We start from the raw sequence: 18,214 nt of genomic DNA, 5'->3' as shown, positions 1-18,214 counted from the left end.
CGAATCGGGGTTCGAATCGGGGTTCGAATCGGGGTTCGAATCGGGGTTCGAATCGGGGTTCGAATCCGGATTCGACGTCAGGTCGCCATCAAGCCGCCGCCCGAACGCGTCGGCGAATTTCGCGAGGATCTTGCGCGCATGCGGCACGGAGATCTGCTGCCCGATCACGGCGCGCACGGCGATCTCGAAGCCGTCGACCGCGCCCGGTACGCGCAAGCCGGGCATATCGGCGGCCAGCTCGCCGAGCGCCGGATCGACGATGTCCGGACGGCAATTGAGATCGAACACGCGGCGCATCGCGCCGAGCACGGCCGGCACGACGGGCGCGAGCGTCGTCTGCATCGTGATCGCGATCGCGCTGCGCGCGGGCACGTCGCGCACTTCGACGCGTCCCGTGCAAATGCCCGTAGGCCCGTCGAATGTCAGGACACGCGCATACGCGCGCTCGGCGATCTGCTCGACGCCTTCGATCAGCCTGTGACCGAGAAAACCGAGCACGGCGTCCCACGCATACGGCGGCCGATACGCGAGTTCGAATCGCACGACGCCTCCGGGCGCCTCGCCGGTCGGCGATTCGAGCGCCTGGCGAAAACGCCCCGGCGCGAGCCGATAACGGTTCAGAAACAGCGCATTGAAGCGGCGCACGCTACCGAAGCCCGACGCGTAAGCGATATCGCCGAGATCCATCCGCGTATCGGTCAACAGCCGTTTCGCGAGCAGCAGGCGCTGCGTCTGCGCATATTCGACGGGAGACACGCCGAATTCCGTCAGGAAAATGCGCCGCAGGTGCCGCTCCGACACGCCGACGCGACGCGCGAGCGCGGCCATGTCGGCGCCCGCGAGAAAACCTTCGTCGATCAACGCCGCCGCCGCATGCGCGAGCCGTTGCGAGACATCGAGTACGCCGAGCCCTGGCGCCAGTTCGGGGCGGCAACGCAAACAGGGCCGAAACCCCGCCTTTTCGGCGGCGGCCTGCGTGTCGAAAAACCGGCAATTGCGCTCTTGCGGCGTGCGGACCGCGCATACGGGCCGGCAGTAGATGCCTGTCGACGTGACGCCGACGTAAAACCAGCCGTCGAAACGGCGGTCCCGCGCGAGCACGGCTTGATAGAGGGTGGTCCGATCGAGTTCCATGGACGCCACTCTAGGCCAGTCGCCCGGGCTTGTCTGGCCATTTTCGGACATCAGTATGACGACCGCGGGCCCACGCGTCGCACAGCGACCGTGAGCCCGCGGAAACCCGCCGCGTACGTCAGCGTCAGTACGTCAGTCGGCGAACGCGAGCGCGCCGCTGCCCGCCATTTCCTCCTGCATGCCCGCAAACAGCGTCTGCGAGATCTCGATACCGCGCAGCAAGCCGCGATGCACATCGGCCGCCCGGTCGCCGGCCGCGTATTCGCCGATCAGCTCGTCGAGCACGCGTGCATGTTCGACGTCGGCTTCGCAATGGATCTCGATCGTGCGCGTATCGACGAAACGCATCTCGCTGCCGAGCGTCGCGAGGCATTCGCGCCAGAACGGATACTCCGCGGCAACCCAGCCTTCGACACCCGAAAACGCGCCGATGCTCTGCGCGTCATGTCCTTCGGCGACCAGCGCGTAGTACGTGCCGTAGGCCTGCTGCGAAAGACGTTGCGACGCCGCGTCGAGCGCAGCCGTATCGGCCTCGCTCAGATGCGCGCGATAGACCTCGGTCCGGCGCAGCGTGGTCAGAAACCGGCGATACAGCTCGCCGTGCTGGTTGTCCCATGCCGTGGCCTGTCCGTCGACGCAGCCCATTTCATCGAGCAGATTGTCATAAATGAACGCTTTCGCACGCTGGCCTTTAAGCGCGGTAAATAGCGTGCAAACAAACGGGGCGAATCCGTAAGCAAAATGTCCATAGAGCTCGAAAAATTGAAGCAGCGCCCGCGGGCTCTCACGCATCAATGCATTGACCGGATGGCGCGTAATCAATTCCTCACGCAGTTTCAACAGGGCGAGCGTGTTGGCCGGGAGCGCCGGGCCGGCCGCGGGAGCCGCGGTGGACGCCGACGCGGCGGACGCGGCAGCGCGCATTTCGATATCTGACGGCCGGTTCAGGGCAAGGGTAGTCAAAATCTTCTCCTCGAAAAGCGAATCAGTAATGCCGGGCCAAAAAAAATCCGGCGGCCATGGAACAATGCTTGCAAATCGGCATTAAACCGCCGTTTGAAAGTGTTCAGTTCCAGCTTATCTATTCCGTTGCACCCTGATTTGCCTGAGCGTGCAGGCAATTGTTTTCTGACGCTGAAACCCATTCGCCATCCGTTTGAAATCGGGAGAGGCTGAATTTCGGGGGAATCCGATGGCTGAATCCGATACGAACGTCGTACCCGGATTACCCGAGTATCTGCGCGAGCGCTCGACCGACCTCGCGAGTTGGCAGTCTTTGTTGACCGATTCGATGCTGCCGGGTCACGTGCAGACATCGACCGCGCTAGCGATCGGCGAGCTCGGCGTTTCGCGCCTGCTCGGCGGCGGCGCGATCGCGTTTCTGTCGGTCGCGCCCCAGGAGATCGTGCATCGGCACGATCATCTGCCGCGCGACAAGCAGGAAGGCCTGTTGATTCATATCGTGCTCGACGGCATCGGCGAGATCGAACAGGACGGCGTACGCCTGCGTTTCGGGCCCGGCGACATTTCGTTCCGGAGCACGGCGCGGCCGTCGAGCGTGCGGTTCGACGAAGCCGCGCGCCTCGTCGCGCTGCGCGTGCCGCGCGAGCGGCTCGACGGACAGATGGGCATCATCGGCGCGATCGGTCCGCGCGTGTGCGCGCACGATTCGCGATTCGCGCGCGTCGTTCACACATTTGTCGAACAGCTCGTGCCATGCTTCTTCGAAGCGTCGTTCGAGCCGGTCGCGGCGCTCGAACAATCGCTGCTGATGTTGCTCGCGACGACGTATTGCGTGACGCGCGCGCCGGCGCTTCCCGCCGCGCCACGACGGCTCGCGACGGAGCGGCGCTGGCAAACGCTCGTTGCGCATATCGACGCGCAGCTCTCGCAGACCGAACTGTCGCCCGCGAGTTGCGCGCGCGCGCTGAACCTGTCCACTCGGTCCGTTTACGCTTTATTCGCCGAGCGGCAACTGCGTTTCTCGCATTACGTGCTCGACAAGCGCCTCGAACTCGGACGCATGCAGCTCGAAGACGCGCGGCTGGCGCGGATGAGCATCGCGGCGCTCGCGTACCGGTGCGGGTTCGCCAACGCGGCGCATTTCAGTCGCGTGTTTACACATCGATACGGAATGCCGCCGGGGCAATGGCGGAGAATGTCGCGCGCCGGCACCTAGTGCGCAAACACCTTGCGCACGATACTCGTGACATGCACAATCCGGCGGGTTCTCGAACAACACGATCCCGGATCGTTCAAGTCGGGCGTTTACCCTTCTAAGGCTCAGGAGCGTTGACGACCGCTGGCGCGCACGATTGAATGGACGCCATGGGGAACACAGTTGGCATCGCCTTAAGCGAGACTGCATTGCATCGCTCGAATTTAGTGATCGTTTAAACAATGACTCCGTACTCCGAAGCGCCTTCAACGCACCGCGTCGAACGGCCCGCCTCGCTCGTCGAACAGACCGTTCAGCGGCTAGCACGCAACATTGTCTCGGGTCTCTACTCGGGCGAGACCCTACCGACGCAGGACGAACTCGCACGCGACTTCGATGTCAGCCGAACGGTCATGCGCGAAGCGCTTTCGATGCTCGTGTCGCGCGGCATGCTCGACGTCAGGACCAAAACCGGCACGCGCGCGCGCCCGATGCGCGAATGGCAGGTGCTCAATCGCGACGTCGTCGAGTGGCGCTTCCTGCGCACGCCCGAAGACGCGTTCATGCGCGATCTCGTCGACTTCCGGATCGAGATCGAGGTCCGCGCCGCGCGGCTCGCGGCCGAACGCGCGACCGAAGAGGGTCTCAACCTGATTCGCGAAGCGTATGCGATCTACTCGCAGTGCTCGATCGACGATCCGCAGTTCATGGTGCTCGACGAGCAACTGCACATGGCGATCCTCAAGGCGAGCAACAACCGCTTCTTCGATCAGATGGCGCCGATCGTGCGCGCCGCGCTGTCGCTCGTCACGAAAGCCCAGCGCGCCTTGCCCCTGATGCGCGATCAGGTCATCGACGCGCACCGCAAGGTCGTCGACGCGATCCTCGAACGCAATGCGGATACCGCCGAACTCGCGATGCGCACGCTGCTCTCGCATATGGCCGACGACGTCGAATATCTGATCGCGAACCGCTGACGCGGTCGCGTCCGGCGCGCTTTACGCCTCGTTTTGCGGTTTGTTTTACGCCTTATTTCGCGCCTCGTCCGCACACCCTGCCTCTTCCTTCCGCGCGACGCCGGAATCGATTCCGACGCATAAGCCGAGCTCCCTGCACACGCATCTCCCGTCTCCCTCCTCCAGACTCCGGCACCGTCACTCACTGATTCATTAAGCACGCTTATGATTCTTCCGCGAATCGTATGCGTCACAGACACGATTCCGGCGTCTCGATCGCAAGCGACGTGATCCGACCCTGACTGACCGATCGGTTCGCACCCGCATCGCTGTCCATCGCCGCTCATCGACGCCCTGTTCTGGGGATCGATGCACAACCATCCATCACGCGCCGCCTGACGCTTGCGCGTCCGTCTCCGCAGTGCGACACGCCCCGAACACGCGCAAAGGCGCGCCGGACAACGCGGACAGACCTAGTCGGCGCGATCGGCGCGCGGGTTGGCATTCGTTGTGCTTTGAGCGTCGCATCTTGTATTCAAGATTGAACGCATCGGTGCACGCCTCGCGCGCGCCGTGGATCGTGTCGTGCCCGCGATTCGCAAGCCGTCGTCCGCGGACCCGTCGCACCCGTTCCCCACTCACTGACCATACGGATCTCGCCATGACGAATCGCCGCAATTTCCTCAAGCAAGCAGGATGGTTGACGCTCGGAACGGCCCTGCCGTTCGAGTCGTTATTCGCCGCAACGCCGCTGACGGTCGGCGTGATCTACGTCGGCGCGCGCAGCGACTACGGCTACAACCAGGCGCAGGCCGCCGCCGCGAACGTCATCAAGAAGCTGCCGGGCGTCAAGGTCGTCGAGGAAGAAAATGTGCCCGAGACGATTGCAGTTCAGAAAACGATGGAAGCCATGATCGAGCAGGACGGCGCGACACTGATCTTCGCGACGTCGTTCGGCTATTTCGATCCGCACGTGCTCAAGATGGCCGCGAAGTATCCGAACGTGCGCTTCGCGCATTGCGGCGGCCTGTGGAAACAGGGCAATCCGTCGAATATCGCGAGCTATTTCGGCTATATCGACGAATGCCAGTATCTGAACGGCGTCGTCGCGGGCCATGCGAGCAAGACCAAGAAACTCGGCTTCGTCGCAGCCAAACCGATTCCCCAGGTCCTGCGCAATATCAACTCGTTCACGCTCGGCGCGCAATCCGTCGACCCGTCGATCACGACACACGTGATTTTCACGGGCGACTGGTCGATGCCGGTCAAGGAAGCCGAAGCGACGAACAGCCTCGTCGATCAAGGGTGCGATGTGCTGACCTGCCATGTCGACGGTCCGAAGGTCGTCATCGAAACCGCCGAGAAACGCGGCGTGATGAGCTGCGGTTATCACGCGAGCCAGGCCGTGCTTGCGCCCAACGGGTATCTGACCGGCGCCGAATGGGACTGGGCGACGCCGTACAAGGAACTGGTCGCCGATGCGCAATCGGGCCAGCCGCAACCGAACGTCCTGCGCGGGGGCCTCAAGGAAGGCTTCGTCAAGATGTCGCCGTACGGAGCGAAGGTCAGCGCGGACGCGAAGGCAAGCGCCGATGCGATCAAGGCGAAGATGATCGCGGGCGACTTCGTGATCTTCAAGGGCCCGCTCAAGGACAACAAGGGCGGCATCGCGATCGCGAGCGGCACGACCCATGTGCAGACCGATTTCACGCTCGAAAGCATGAACTATCTCGTCGACGGCGTCGTCGGGCAGATCTGATCGTGCCTGATCGGGCGCCGCGCGATGCGTGCGGCGCGTCGTCGCGAAGTCCATTCGTCAAGGAGTCGCCATGCGTCCTGGCCCCACCACCGCGCGCTTGATCCTCGGCGTGCTGCCCGCGGTGCCGACCGTTCTCGCGCTCGCGGGCACATTGCTGCTGTTCTCGATCTTTCCGCTGCTGCAGGGCGCGTCGGCGACCGACGCGATCGGTCTGATCTTCAAGGGTGCGTTCGGCTCGTCGTTCGCCTGGCAGAGCACGCTGTTGCGCGCGGCGCCGCTCATGCTGACCGCGCTCTGCGTCGCTCTGCCCGCGCAGGTCGGCCTCATCGTGATCGGCGGCGAGGGTGCGCTCGCGCTCGGCGGCCTCGCGGCGGCCGTCGTGCCGCAACTGTTGCCTTCGGGCGTCTCGTGGCTCGTCGCGACGCCGTTGATGGCTATTGCCGGCATCGTCGCGGGCGCGGTCTGGATCGGCGCGGTCGGCGCGCTGCGTCAGTTCCGCGGCGTCAACGAGACGATCAGCAGCTTGCTGATGTCGTATATCGCGATCGCGCTGTTCAAGCATCTCGTCGAAGGTCCGTTGCGCGATCCCGCGAGTCTGAACAAGCCCTCGACGCTGCCGGTTCCCGATGCGCTGACGATCGGTCCGCTGCCGGGCCTCGAAATGCATTGGGGCTTGTTCTGGGGCGTGCTGACCTGCATCGCCGCATGGGTCTTCGTGCGTCACAGCACGCGCGGGTTCGCGATGCGCATCGTCGGCGGCAATGCGCGCGCCGCGCGGCTCGTCGGTCTGCCCGTGAGCCGGCTCGCGCTGCTCGCGTGCGCGCTCGGCGGCGGCGCGGCCGGGCTCTCCGGCATGTTCGAAGTCGCCGCCGTACAAGGCAGCGCGAACGCATCGCTGCTCGCCGGCTACGGCTACAGCGGGATTCTCGTCGCGTTCGCGGCGCGCCAGAATCCGCTCGCGATCATTGTCTGCGCGGTCATCATCGGCGGCATCGAAGCCAGCGGCAGCCTGCTCCAGCGTCGGCTCGGCCTGCCCGATGCGACGACGCTCGTGCTGCAGGGATTGCTGTTCGCGAACCTGCTCGCCTGGGAAGCGCTCGGCGGCCGCATCGCCGCATGGCGCATCCGGCTCCAGGCCATCGCCGCGACGGCGATGCCGATCCAGTTGGAGAAGACTCATGCCTGATATGCAATCGCCGCTCGTCGTGCTCGTGCTCTCGTTGTTCGCGGGTGCGATCCGCGTGAGCACACCCTATCTGTTCGTGAGCCTAGGCGAATGTCTGACCGAGAAAGGCGGCCGCGTGAACCTCGGCCTCGAAGGCATCCTCGTATCGGGCGCGATGACCGGGTATGCAGCGAGTTATCTGCTCGGCTCGCCCTGGCTCGGCGTCCTCGCGGCCGGCTTCGCGGGCCTGCTGTTCGGATGCCTGCATGGGCTCGTGTGCTCGTTGCCGCGCGTATCGGATATCGCGTTCGGCATCGCATTGATGCTGCTCGGCACGGGCATCGCATTCTTTCTCGGCAAGCCGTTCATCGAACCGCAAGCGCCGATGCTGACGTCGATCGACCTCGGCGCCTGGTCGAGTTCGCCGCAGCTTCATAACGCGCTGCATATCAACCCGCTGTTCGTGATCGGCATCGTGCTCGCGATCGCGCTGCAATGGGGACTGCGCAGCACGCGCTGGGGCATGACGCTGCGGCTCGTCGGCGATCACGCCGAGACTGCGCGCGCGATGGGCTATCCGCTCACGAAGATCCGCATCGCGGCGACGGCCGTCGGCGGCTTTTTCGCGGGCGTCGGCGGTGCGTATCTGTCGCTCGTCTATCCGGGCAGCTGGAACGAGGGACTCTCGAGCGGCCAGGGCCTCATGGCCGTCGCGCTCGTGATCTTCGCGCGCTGGCAACCGATCCGCTGCCTCTACGCGGCGCTGCTGTTCGGCGCGGCGGGCGCGTTGGGTCCCGCGCTGCAGGCGATCGGCGTCACGCATGGCTACTACCTGTACAACGCGGCGCCGTATGTGCTGACCCTCGCGCTCATGATCGTCAACTGCCGTCCCGACCGCACGCTCGCGGGCGCACCCGGCGAATTGAGCCTGACTCGCTGAGAGGAACCTCATCATGTCGACTGTCGCATCCGAATCCTCGTCGAATCCCGCATCCGCGGCACCGGTCGCAGGCCCATCCGTCGACGCCTCGGCGCGCGGCGGCCCGGACACGCCGCGCGCATTGCGCGCTTTGGGCATCGAAGTGTTCGGCGCCACCAAGCGCTTCGGCACGTTCACCGCGCTCGACAACGTGACGTTCAAGGTCGCGCCTGGCACGATCCACGCCCTGCTCGGCGAGAACGGCGCGGGCAAGAGCACGCTCGTCAAGGGCCTCGTCGGCTATGGCCTGCTCGATGAAGGTCAGATCACGGCCGACAAGCGCGAGGTGCACATCCATTCGCCTCGCGACGCGCAAGCGCTCGGCATCGGCATGGTCTATCAGCACTTCACGCTCGCGACGGGCTTGTCGGTCGAAGAGAATCTGCTGCTCACGCGCGGCACGTTGCCCTGGCGAATCGACTGGGCGGCCGAACGCAAGGCGTTGACGGAATTCATGACGCGCATGCCGTTCAGACTGCCGCTCGACGTCCCCGTCTCGACGCTCGCGGCGGGCGAGAAGCAGAAACTCGAAATTCTCAAGCAGCTCTATCTGCAGCAGCGCTTCCTGATTCTCGACGAACCGACATCCGTGCTGACGCCGCAGGAAGCCGACGAAGTTCTCGGCCTCATGCGCGACCTGACATCGCGCGGCGAGCTGACCGTGCTCATGATCACGCACAAATTTCGCGAAGTCATGGAATATGCCGACGGCGTGACCGTGCTCCGTAAAGGCCGGCATGTCGGAACGACGACCGTCGCACAGACCGATCGGCATGAACTCGCGAGCTGGATGATGGGCACCGCGAGCGCCGATGCGCAACCGGCGACCGCCGTGCTCGCGGAAGTCGCATCCGAGCGCGCCGCGCGTCGCGCGTTCGATCCCTCGGCCCCCGTGCGACTCGCGCTCGAAGACGTGTCGATCGAGGACGATCGCGGACACACCGCGGTCAAGCATGCGTCGCTGACGGTGCGGTCCGGCGAGATCGTCGGACTCGCGGGCGTCTCCGGCAACGGACAGAAGGAGCTCGTCGAGGCGATCGTCGGACAGCGCAAGCTCGCGGGCGGCGCGATGCGCGTCGCGGGCGCGCCCTACCACGCCACGCGTGCCGAGATGACCGCGCGCAAGTTGTTCGCGATCCCCGAAGAACCGCTGCGCAATGCATGCGTCGCGAGCATGAGCGTCGCGGAGAACATGGCGCTGCGCGACTTCGATCTCGCGCCGGCGCGGGCGGGCGGATGGCGGCTCGATCGCCGCGCGATCAAGGCGCGCGCCGTCGGGTTGATTCGCGACTTCAATGTCAGGCCGCCCGTTCCCGAGCGCGCGATCGGCACGCTCTCGGGCGGCAACGTCCAGCGTGCGGTGCTCGCGCGCGAACTCGGCCAGCCCGTCGATGTGCTCGTCGTCGCGAACCCGGTGTTCGGACTCGATTTCGCCTCGGTCGCCGATATCCACGCGCGGCTCGTCGCCGCGCGTGACGCGGGCGCCGCCGTGTTGCTCGTCAGCGAGGACCTCGATGAAATCCTCGAGCTCGCCGATCGCGTGCTCGTGATCGCCGAAGGGCGCATCGTCTTCGAGACCGCGGCCGAGCGCGCCGAACGCGCCGTGCTCGGACGACATATGGCCGGACACGGCGAAGACACGTCCGAACGCGAACATCATGCGGAGCCCGTCGGCACGCCTGCATAGCGCGGCCGCGCGCTACGCGTCACAGCGCGTCGCGCACATTCGAATGCGGTACGCGAGGACGACCACCACAACGACATCTACAACGACATCGACATCAGACCAGGGACCGATCCATGAGCCCAACCGATCTCGCCGAAGACGAGACAGGCGACACCCGACTCGGCGCGGCAGCGCTCTCGTCGACGTTGTCGAACCCGGCGAATCCGCTTGCCGAACAGGTCTATCAGCAGCTCAAGAACGACATCTTCAGCTTCCGGCTGCTACCCGGCGATCGATTCTCGGAAAACGGCATCGCGCAGCACTACGGCGTGTCGCGCACGCCGATGCGCGACGGTCTGTTTCGCCTGCAGCGCGAGGGCTATCTCGAAGTCGGTTTCCGGCGCGGCTGGAAGGTCTCGCAGATCAACTTCGACCAACTCGATCAGCTCTACGATCTGCGCATCGTGCTCGAACTCGCGGCATTCGACCGCATCGCGGCCGGCGACGCGCCGCATGCCGCGATCGACACGCTCAAGACGATCTGGTGCGTCGAGCCCGGCCTGCGCGAGAGCGATCCGGTCACGATGTTCGGCATGGACGAGAATTTCCATCGGCAACTCGTCGCCGCGACGGGCAACAACGAGATGCTGCGCGTTCATAACGAAGTGACCGAGCGGATCCGCATCGTGCGTCGGCTCGACTTCGTCAAACCGCATCGCACGAGCGCGACCTACGACGAGCACGCGAAGATGCTCTATCTGCTCGAACGCAGCCGGCTTCATGAAGCCGGCATCCTGCTGCGCGCGCATATCACGCAGAGCAAACTCGAAGTCCGCCGGATCACGCTGTCGATGCTCGCGGCCGCGCGAGACCGCAAGCTGCCGTTCGTTTCCTAGCAGGCGACGATCAAGGTCTAGTCATGCACATTGGACAGCGCGATGTCCGTGATCGCGCCTTCGGTACGCATCTCGCCCGCGTTCGCGAATGCCCGCGTGATCGGATCGATCGCAAAGATGCGGATCACATTGCGCTCCGTCGCGACGTAAGCAAAGGTCTGCGATGCGTTGATGACGGTCTTCATGGGCACGACACCCGTCCAGAACGGCGCCCCCGCAACGGGCGTCAAGGCCCCGTTTGAGGGATCGATGCGATAGGCGTCGATCTCGAACGAGCGTTCGGAGCCGAAATAGACGACCTCGCCGTCGTGGCTCATCGTGATCTTGCTCAACGGATCGTTGATCTCGAACGGGCTGCCTTCGACCGGACTCAGGATGCCGTGATCGTCAATGCGAAACACGTGCACGAAATTCTGGAAGCGATGTGTGGCGAACAGCAGCGTGCCTTGCGGATTGATTTCGATGTCGGCGAGATACGCGTCGAGTCCCGTGACGTTGAAGGTCTGCTCGAACGGCGAGAAGCGCCCGCTATTGCGATCGATGCTGAAGCTCAGGAGCTTGTACCCCGTGATGTTGTTGCACACCAATTGATAGGCATGGCGTCCGTCCGGCGTGATGCGCAAGGCTTCGAGGCCCTCGCGCGGCTGATGCCCGAACGGCGCGAACGGGCCCGCCATGCATTGATCGCTATTGCGCCCGATCCATGCGTCGAATTGCGGGATCGCCATCTCCAGGAGACTGAAGTTGCTCGACGTCGGGACCCCGCTTACCACGCCGTGCCGCCCCGATTGTTCGACGACGAAGAAGCGATCGGCGGTCGGATCCAGCACATAGTCGAACGGCCGGCTCCTCACCTGCCAGTTGGCGCCCGTCACGCGCAGAAGCGCGCCCGTCGACCGATCGACACGAAACGTTCGCACGCCCTCGCCCAGGCCCAGGTTCGTCGCCCGTTCATGCAGAAACGATCCGATGTAGTAGCCGCCTTCTCCGTTTCGCGTCATCCGCAGATGACGCGCGGGACGGTCGAGCTCGAAGCGCCCGCTCGGGGTCACGTTCATCGCGCCCGTCTCGGCATCGAGCGTGAACGACATGAATCCATCCGGATGGATGAGTGCCGTGATCGCGACATCCTTGCTCCGCATGCACTGGACGGTCACAGAAGGCCGAGGTGTGTTCCGCAGATCGCCCGTTCCGCCTGCCACATGACAGACCTGCCCGCGCGGCTGAACGGCGACGGACACGTGGTACGCGTTGTCCTTGAACTCGGATGGGTCGAATTCGAAGTCGCCGTTCGAGCGGATCGTCAGCAACTGACGGCGTCGATTGAAAAGCTTGAGCGTGGTACGAACGGCAAGGCCCTCGACGGTACCCCGGACGCGCGGCGTCCCGCCCGAATCCGCCGTGACGTGCGCGGGGTCCTTGCCGGTCGATCCGAACCCGGGCGGCATGCTGATCTCTGCGTTCGAACCTGGTTTCGAGTCCGTGTGTCCGCCGGCGCTTGAACCACCGCTGACATCACCGCTTGCGGCGTGCGTTGCGTCGTGGTTCGAGCCATGGTCCGAAATGGTGTTGGGTCCGGTTTCCTGCGTGTCGCTCAAGGCATTGCCTGGAACATGGCTTGAACCGTTGTTCGTGCCGGTGTTCGAGGGATGGCGCGCGCCAGTGCCTGCAACGTCGCTTAAGCCGTTATCCGGCGCCGTATGCGCACTTCCATCGAGCCCGCTGCCCGCGGTGCCGTCCACGTGCTGGCCCGCGCCGTCGATCGGCGCGAGGTTCGTGTTGCCGCTCGGAATCGGCGCGCCGCTGCCGCCGTTCGACTCGCCATGCGCGGGGTCGTTCGAACCGCCGTTGGTCTGACCGCCCGTCGCGACGTTCAAGCCCCCACCCGACACATCGACAGCGATGCCCGGCCCGGCACCGGAACCCGTGCCCCCCGCGTGGCCCGAATCGGCACCTGCGCCGTGGCTCGCGCTTCCGCTCGAATCGGCGTCTTGGCCCGGACTTGCGACATCATGCGTCGGCGCAGAGACGGCGGCGTCATTGGATTTCGCAGGCGAAGATTCGCCCTCGCCGCCGCATGCGGAAACGACACCGGCGATCCACCACACCATCCAATAACATCGGAAGCGTTTGCTCATTGAACTGTCCTCGTTTGCGAAAACGAACGCCGTCGATCGCCGCTCGACGACGCGTGCGTTCGTGGGAGTGAATCGAATGGAGCGCGGACTTCGCGACGCGCAAACATCGCGATGCGGATCGATCGTCATGCAACGGCACGGCGATCGAACGGACGATCGAAGTCGATCTGTATCGACGGCGGATACTATGAAGATCGATTCGAAATGGCAACGCAAAAAAAGACTCGGCCGACGATTTCAGATCTATCCGAAATGGAACCCATGACAACTCCGTCGGATTTACACGCCGTCATTCGGCGCGATGACGCGCGACCTGATGCACGTCGCACATCGCGTTTGAATCAGGGTGCCGCCGCGCATACGAAGGCGATGGAAATCTTCATGCACAAGCATTTGAACTATGATTTGAAGCACGCTCGGCACGCGCGACGTGCATGACATGGCGCAGACGCCGAACGGCTCCATCCTCGCCTCGATCGATCCGGTGACCCCCATGCTTATCGATGACGACGACCTGACCCATTTCGAAGCGCACGGACTCGCGTTGCCCGACGACGTCGAGCGCGGCCACGTCGACACCGACGGCGCGCGGATCGCCTACGCCGCGACGGGGTCGGGCGCATCGGTCATCCTGCTTCACGGCGGCCTCGGACACGGCGGCAACTGGGGCAAGCAAGTGCCCGCGCTGCGCGATGCAGGGTACCGGCCGATCGTCATCGACAGCCGCGGACATGGACGCAGTACGCGCGACGCGCGCCCCTATCGTTATGAACACATGGGCGACGACGTGCTCGCCGTCATGAATGCGCTGGGCATCGCAGCCGCGCCGATCATCGGATGGAGCGACGGCGCATGCACGGGCTTGATCCTCGCCGATCGACACCCCGCACGCGTGACACGCGTGCTCTATTTCGGCTGCAATATGGATTCGAGCGGGACGCTGGACATCACGTGGCCGAACGCGCTACTCGAACGCTGCTTCGCGCGTCACAAGCGCGACTATGCGGCGCTGTCCGCGACGCCGGACGAATTCGAGGCATTCGTCGAAGCCGTATCCTTGATGGAACGCACACAGCCCGAGTACAGCGCCGACGCTCTTGCGAACATCGACGTACCCGTGCTCGTCGTGCACAGCGAACATGACGAATTCATCAAGCACGCGCACGCAGCGTATCTCGCGCGGACGTTGCCACGCGCGCGGCTCGCGGTCCTACCCGGCGTCAGTCATTTCGCCCCGCTGCAGCGACCCGCGCTCTTCAATCGTCATGTCCTGGATTTTCTGTCCGGCGCGTCGATTCCGTGATGCGGCTCGAGCAGCCGCGCGACTCAAACTGACAGGACTCAAGCGGCGCGAGTGCGCACGGCCTTGCGTTCGAGCATCGCGTGAAACGCGAGCCGGATGCGCTCGACCGCTTCATGCTTATACGGAAACTCGGCATTTTGCCCATGCACGAGCATGCTCGCGTTGACTTCGAAGACGACGACGCGTCCCTCGCGATCGATCCCGCAATCGACGCCAAAATAATCGAGACCGATACGCGCTTGAATCTCGCGAAGCGCGCCGAGTTGAGCATCGTCGAAAACGTGCCGCGGATCGGCGAGAAACGCGCGTTCCTCGTCGCGCATCCACGCATGATCGGCCATGTCGGTCGTCGCGTGATGGACCTTCCAGGCATTGCCGATCGCGAGGTGATACGGCAGCACCTCGCCATCGACGAACAGGAAGCGGTACTTGCGGAAATAGCCGTCCGGCGAGCGATAGTCGACGAACTGCGTCACGTAGTAGTTCGGCGCATCCGTATGCCGGAGCACGCCTTCGAGGTGCTGGGCATCGAGCACCTTGTAGAAGTCTTTTCCGCCGTGCTTGCCGGTCGGCCGCACGAGACAGGGAAATCGGACGTCGGCGACACTCGACGCCGTGCGCGCCGCCCTGAGTCCATCGGTCGACACGCGTCGAACCCGCGGGACGATGCATCCGGCGATGCCGTCAAGACGCCGCGCAATGCTCTCGCGATCCGTCGGCACGATCCGATCCGGATGATTGACGACCGGACGTCCGATACGCTCGGCGATATGCGCCGCGTTCGGCAACGCCGTCTCGCCGAGATCGACATCGGACACGAGGTTGACGACGACGTCGGTCATCCCGCCGAGGCGCTCGAAGTCATGTTCCGTACCGGACACGACGCTGAGAATCATCGTTTCGAACGACGCGCCGGAGATCAAAAACTCGAACGGCGTGTTGCCCGCGCCGGGCGCGAACAGCATCAGCACGCGGAAGTCCGGCGGATTGCGGCTCGCCGCAATCGGAAACACGGGCTGCAATCGGTGTAAGCGCCTGAACGTGTCGTGCGCCTCGTCGGTCAGTCCCAGTTCCTGTTGAAGATTCGCGACGATCTGAAGCGTCGCGATATCGTCGGGCGCGTGCTCGAGGATTTTGCAAAAGGCGTCGAGCGCGCGCGCATGTTGCTTCGAACTCGCATAGGCGAGTCCGAGAAATCGATAGGTCTCGACATCGCCGGGCGCGTATTCGGCAGCCCATTTGAGCCAGCGAATCGCGTCCTCGAATCCGCCGCGCCGCATCAGCAAGCGTGCGAGGTTGACGCAGGTCGCCGAATGCGTCGGACACGCTTCGATGACCTCGCGATACAGCATTTCCGCGGCATCCAGTCGCCCTTCGCGATGGTGAGTCCGCGCGGCGCTCAACAATGCTTCCATATCCATCCAGCAAGATTCCGATTGCCTCCGGCGCGACGACGCAAACCGGACCACGCCCGGCGCCCCGACATCGCATTGCACGACCGGGCCCCGGATCAAGATGTGGCCACCATAACAGCGCGCGCGACGCGCGAAGCCGCACTCAACGCACATAAAGGTTACGTTGAGTTAATTGAAAGAATCTCGACAGGTCACGCCCCGCAAACACGGCCTTTCGAGATTTCCGCGCCTTTCAACGGTGACGCGCGGTAAGGAGATCGATGCGGCCGGCAACCGAAACCGCGATCACCGAATCGATCGTACGTCCCGACGTCCCGCTCGGCGCTGTCGACCCTGTCAGCCCTTCGAGCGTCGCGATGCGCCCGGCCACCCCGTGCGCCCGGCTGGCACCGGACTGCGTGGTTAAACGTTCGTCTCTATTATCGAACGTGCGATCCAGATTCGATCGATAACTAATACGATGGTATGCAATATCCCCGGAGTTCTGAAATCGGCGTTGAGTCATATCCGAAGTTCGTAAATCACCATTGATCCGTCCTATTTCGGAACGCCTAAAACCACAATCGCAACGATCCAAATATTGAAAAATCGACGATGTCGCCCCGATAAATTCGCTTCAATATGACACATCAACAAATTCGAGACAGATCAAATTTGAAACATTTACAAAATACAAGGAAGTTAGCAAACGCTTTGCAGATCGCCTATATTGCTGAACGCGCGGCCGGTTTTTGCGCAGCATCTGACCACCCTCAATCGATTTCGGAGAAATTTTTTGACTGACGAATCGTGTTCGATGCCATGAAACTCAATGCCGCCCTTTTTTAATTCACAAGTCGTTAGCGCGCACTCGAACACCGTTTTTTTATGGCAATTGTTCTGTTGATTTGTTGTCAAGCATCTCGTTAGATAACATGCATCCCATTCGTTAGCGCACTGACAAACACTTGTATCAACCGGTCGTTGTGTGATTAGACTAAATAAGCGCGTGACGACTCGCTTGGACAGAGTGAATTCATTCGATAAGCGAAATGAACTTGGGCCGTCGATTCGGAAGCCGATATGCGCCACGACATCGCGCGAACCGAACCGCGGAATGACTATGGAGCGCACAATGCACACAGCAATCCAGTTGATATTCGATCCGCAACACGACACGCATCGGGCGCAGGAGGTCGAGCGCGTGTGGCGCATGAAAACCGGCGGCGGTGACGGCACGCAGACCCAGGGCGCATTAGGCTTGCGGCACAGCGACGACAAGGTGCTCGTGCTGCTCAACGGCCCGCACACCGCCTCGCAGCGCTGGATTCAATTCGAAGTCATGCGCGCTTTTATTCGGGGTACGCCAATCGTTGTCGTCGACGTCAGTTGCCTGCGCGACGAACGCAAGCTGCGCGCCATGCGCGGACGCAACCCCCTCGACCTGCTCTCCGCCGAGGCCGAAGCGCAAACGCTATGGCTCAAGGAATTCAATCCCGTCACGCTCAAGTGGCAAGCGGCGCGCGCGTCGTCGTCGGTACCGCGCTACGCGGTGCCGTATCCGATGGACGGTAACGGGCCGTGGCTGCTCTCGTCGATTTTCCCGATCTACCGCTGGACCGAAGATTGGGGCGAACGCAACCTGCTCGCCTGGATCGATGAGGCGCTCTCGGCGACCCAGAGCGCCGCACAGGACGCCCCGCCCGCGCTCGTCGCCGCGGCGGCCTCGTCCCCTGCGCGCTTCGCGGTCGCGTGACCGGAATACTCAAACGGAGTCCAGAGATGAAAGTTCAGATCGCATCCGCCGTGCTGCTCGCATGCAGCGCGCTATCGAATGTCGCGTGGTCCCAGGCCGCATCGGATACGGCCGCGGCGCCGAGCAACGACCCGTTTGTCCAGCGGCGCGATGCCATTGCCGCCGCGAACGACGCGTACAAACAAAAGGTCGCCGCCGCCCGTGACGTTTACAACCAGAAGGTCGACGCGGCAAGCGACGTACTCGACCAGAAGGTCGCACAAGCCGAGGACGAGCGCAAGAAAGCGATCAAGGCCGCGCGAGGCGGCGGAGGCTGACCCTGCGATGCGCGCCACGGCGGTGCGCATCAGACGCGCGTGGCGCTCACCGCTTCGATTTGGTCAGGCAGTGCCCGAGCCCGAGATTGGTCGCGATCTGCCATATGTACACGCGGGAGTAACGCACACCGAATTGGGCTTCGATCACGGCGCGCAGACGCGCATTCGTCCACGCATCGGTATCGAACCCATGAACGCGCGCCGATCCGGTCAGCGCCGCCGCGATCCAGTCGAGCGCATCGCGATCGAGCGCCGATACGCGACCGCCGACGCCAAGCAGTTTCAGCGCGTCGAGACCGCCGGCCTGGACGATGACTTGATACCGGCGCACGGTGCCTGGCGAGATGTGCAGCGCGGCGGCGACATCCCTGACCGTCGCGCCCGCAAGCAGCATGCGGCCCGCTTCCATGCGTCGAACCACGGTGGGCAATTCGTCTGCCGCGTGGGCCATGTGCGTCTCCTTGAGTCGCGCAACGCGTCCGATGCCACGCGATCCATTTGCGTCGATCGCGTCGACCGACGCGGCACATCGCGATCGCCGCGCACGCGCGGCTTGGCGTACACCCATAAAATTTCATGCGGGGTCCGGAATA

General features: G+C 63.7%; 15 protein-coding genes. 10 read left to right on the top strand and 5 right to left on the bottom strand.

Translation table 11 applies throughout. The features are described 5' to 3' along the window. The coding region (locus D7S86_RS17650) for a bifunctional transcriptional activator/DNA repair enzyme AdaA (protein ID WP_147432385.1) at nt 1-1,134 on the bottom strand (1,134 nt) is incomplete at its 3' end. Between the two features lie 132 nt (nt 1,135-1,266). Next, nucleotides 1,267-2,097, bottom strand: a complete 831-nt coding sequence (locus D7S86_RS17645) for an iron-containing redox enzyme family protein (RefSeq protein WP_147432378.1) — start codon at nt 2,095-2,097, stop codon at nt 1,267-1,269. Nucleotides 2,098-2,326: 229 nt separating this feature from the next. Between D7S86_RS17645 and D7S86_RS17640 the strand changes: the two genes are divergently transcribed. The 7 genes from D7S86_RS17640 to D7S86_RS17610 all read left to right on the top strand — a co-directional run bounded on the left by D7S86_RS17640 (nt 2,327) and on the right by D7S86_RS17610 (nt 10,713). Continuing rightward, nucleotides 2,327-3,313, top strand: coding sequence for a helix-turn-helix domain-containing protein (locus D7S86_RS17640; RefSeq protein ID WP_121088188.1), 987 nt, complete (start codon nt 2,327-2,329; stop codon nt 3,311-3,313). Between the two features lie 221 nt (nt 3,314-3,534). Beyond that, nucleotides 3,535-4,269 (top strand): FadR/GntR family transcriptional regulator, encoded by a 735-nt coding sequence (locus tag D7S86_RS17635; protein ID WP_121088187.1) that lies wholly within the window; start codon nt 3,535-3,537, stop codon nt 4,267-4,269. 640 nt (nt 4,270-4,909) lie between these two features. After that, nucleotides 4,910-6,007, top strand: a complete 1,098-nt coding sequence (locus tag D7S86_RS17630; protein WP_121088186.1) for a BMP family ABC transporter substrate-binding protein — start codon at nt 4,910-4,912, stop codon at nt 6,005-6,007. A gap of 70 nt (nt 6,008-6,077) precedes the next feature. After that, nucleotides 6,078-7,193 (top strand): ABC transporter permease, encoded by a 1,116-nt coding sequence (locus tag D7S86_RS17625; protein WP_121088185.1) that lies wholly within the window; start codon nt 6,078-6,080, stop codon nt 7,191-7,193. Then, entirely contained in the window at nt 7,186-8,112 is a 927-nt protein-coding gene (locus D7S86_RS17620) for an ABC transporter permease (protein WP_121088184.1), read from the top strand. The genes D7S86_RS17625 and D7S86_RS17620 overlap by 8 nt, the downstream gene beginning before the upstream one ends. Before the next feature lie 121 nt (nt 8,113-8,233). Continuing rightward, complete coding sequence (locus D7S86_RS17615) at nt 8,234-9,838, top strand: ABC transporter ATP-binding protein (RefSeq protein WP_166444138.1); 1,605 nt, start codon at nt 8,234-8,236, stop codon at nt 9,836-9,838. Between the two features lie 113 nt (nt 9,839-9,951). Beyond that, a complete protein-coding gene (locus D7S86_RS17610) occupies nt 9,952-10,713 on the top strand; it encodes a GntR family transcriptional regulator (RefSeq protein WP_121088182.1) in 762 nt (253 codons plus the stop codon). Between the two features lie 17 nt (nt 10,714-10,730). Here the strand turns inward: D7S86_RS17610 and D7S86_RS17605 are convergent, their stop codons facing one another. Continuing rightward, entirely contained in the window at nt 10,731-12,590 is a 1,860-nt protein-coding gene (locus D7S86_RS17605; protein ID WP_158602013.1) for a beta-propeller fold lactonase family protein, read from the bottom strand. A gap of 754 nt (nt 12,591-13,344) precedes the next feature. On the opposite strand from D7S86_RS17605, the gene D7S86_RS17595 reads away from it, so the two are divergent. Next, the gene (locus D7S86_RS17595; RefSeq protein WP_121088368.1) at nt 13,345-14,154 is read left to right on the top strand and encodes an alpha/beta fold hydrolase; all 810 of its coding nucleotides are present in this window, start codon (nt 13,345-13,347) and stop codon (nt 14,152-14,154) included. A gap of 38 nt (nt 14,155-14,192) precedes the next feature. Here D7S86_RS17595 and D7S86_RS17590 read toward each other — a convergent pair whose 3' ends face one another. Next, nucleotides 14,193-15,575 carry a tetratricopeptide repeat protein gene (locus D7S86_RS17590; protein WP_158602012.1) on the bottom strand — a complete coding sequence of 461 codons (1,383 nt, stop codon included), beginning with the start codon at nt 15,573-15,575 and terminating at the stop codon, nt 14,193-14,195. Between the two features lie 1,108 nt (nt 15,576-16,683). Between D7S86_RS17590 and D7S86_RS17585 the strand changes: the two genes are divergently transcribed. Together D7S86_RS17585 and D7S86_RS17580 are read left to right on the top strand one after the other, a co-directional pair. Further along, nucleotides 16,684-17,304: a TIR domain-containing protein gene (locus D7S86_RS17585; RefSeq protein ID WP_158602011.1), complete on the top strand. Its 621-nt coding sequence runs from the start codon at nt 16,684-16,686 to the stop codon at nt 17,302-17,304. A 26-nt stretch (nt 17,305-17,330) separates the two neighbouring features. Then, complete coding sequence (locus D7S86_RS17580) at nt 17,331-17,621, top strand: hypothetical protein (RefSeq protein ID WP_121088177.1); 291 nt, start codon at nt 17,331-17,333, stop codon at nt 17,619-17,621. Between the two features lie 46 nt (nt 17,622-17,667). Here D7S86_RS17580 and D7S86_RS17575 read toward each other — a convergent pair whose 3' ends face one another. Further along, complete coding sequence (locus D7S86_RS17575) at nt 17,668-18,072, bottom strand: helix-turn-helix domain-containing protein (protein WP_121088367.1); 405 nt, start codon at nt 18,070-18,072, stop codon at nt 17,668-17,670. Between the last annotated feature and the right edge of the window lie 142 nt (nt 18,073-18,214).

This window comes from Pararobbsia silviterrae, assembly GCF_003628125.1.
Classification (GTDB): Bacteria; Pseudomonadota; Gammaproteobacteria; order Burkholderiales; family Burkholderiaceae; genus Pararobbsia; species Pararobbsia silviterrae.
This window is presented reverse-complemented; position numbering and strand designations above follow the sequence as displayed.

What these genes read in the sequence shown, in the direction of transcription:
- D7S86_RS17590 (WP_158602012.1), bottom strand. Translation starts at nt 15,575, where the DNA reads ATGGATATGGAAGCATTGTTGAGCGCCGCGCGGACTCACCATCGCGAA.
- D7S86_RS17575 (WP_121088367.1), bottom strand. Translation starts at nt 18,072, where the DNA reads ATGGCCCACGCGGCAGACGAATTGCCCACCGTGGTTCGACGCATGGAA.
- D7S86_RS17630 (WP_121088186.1), top strand. Translation starts at nt 4,910, where the DNA reads ATGACGAATCGCCGCAATTTCCTCAAGCAAGCAGGATGGTTGACGCTC.
- D7S86_RS17585 (WP_158602011.1), top strand. Translation starts at nt 16,684, where the DNA reads ATGCACACAGCAATCCAGTTGATATTCGATCCGCAACACGACACGCAT.
- D7S86_RS17640 (WP_121088188.1), top strand. Translation starts at nt 2,327, where the DNA reads ATGGCTGAATCCGATACGAACGTCGTACCCGGATTACCCGAGTATCTG.
- D7S86_RS17620 (WP_121088184.1), top strand. Translation starts at nt 7,186, where the DNA reads ATGCCTGATATGCAATCGCCGCTCGTCGTGCTCGTGCTCTCGTTGTTC.
- D7S86_RS17580 (WP_121088177.1), top strand. Translation starts at nt 17,331, where the DNA reads ATGAAAGTTCAGATCGCATCCGCCGTGCTGCTCGCATGCAGCGCGCTA.
- D7S86_RS17635 (WP_121088187.1), top strand. Translation starts at nt 3,535, where the DNA reads ATGACTCCGTACTCCGAAGCGCCTTCAACGCACCGCGTCGAACGGCCC.
- D7S86_RS17595 (WP_121088368.1), top strand. Translation starts at nt 13,345, where the DNA reads ATGCTTATCGATGACGACGACCTGACCCATTTCGAAGCGCACGGACTC.
- D7S86_RS17610 (WP_121088182.1), top strand. Translation starts at nt 9,952, where the DNA reads ATGAGCCCAACCGATCTCGCCGAAGACGAGACAGGCGACACCCGACTC.
- D7S86_RS17625 (WP_121088185.1), top strand. Translation starts at nt 6,078, where the DNA reads ATGCGTCCTGGCCCCACCACCGCGCGCTTGATCCTCGGCGTGCTGCCC.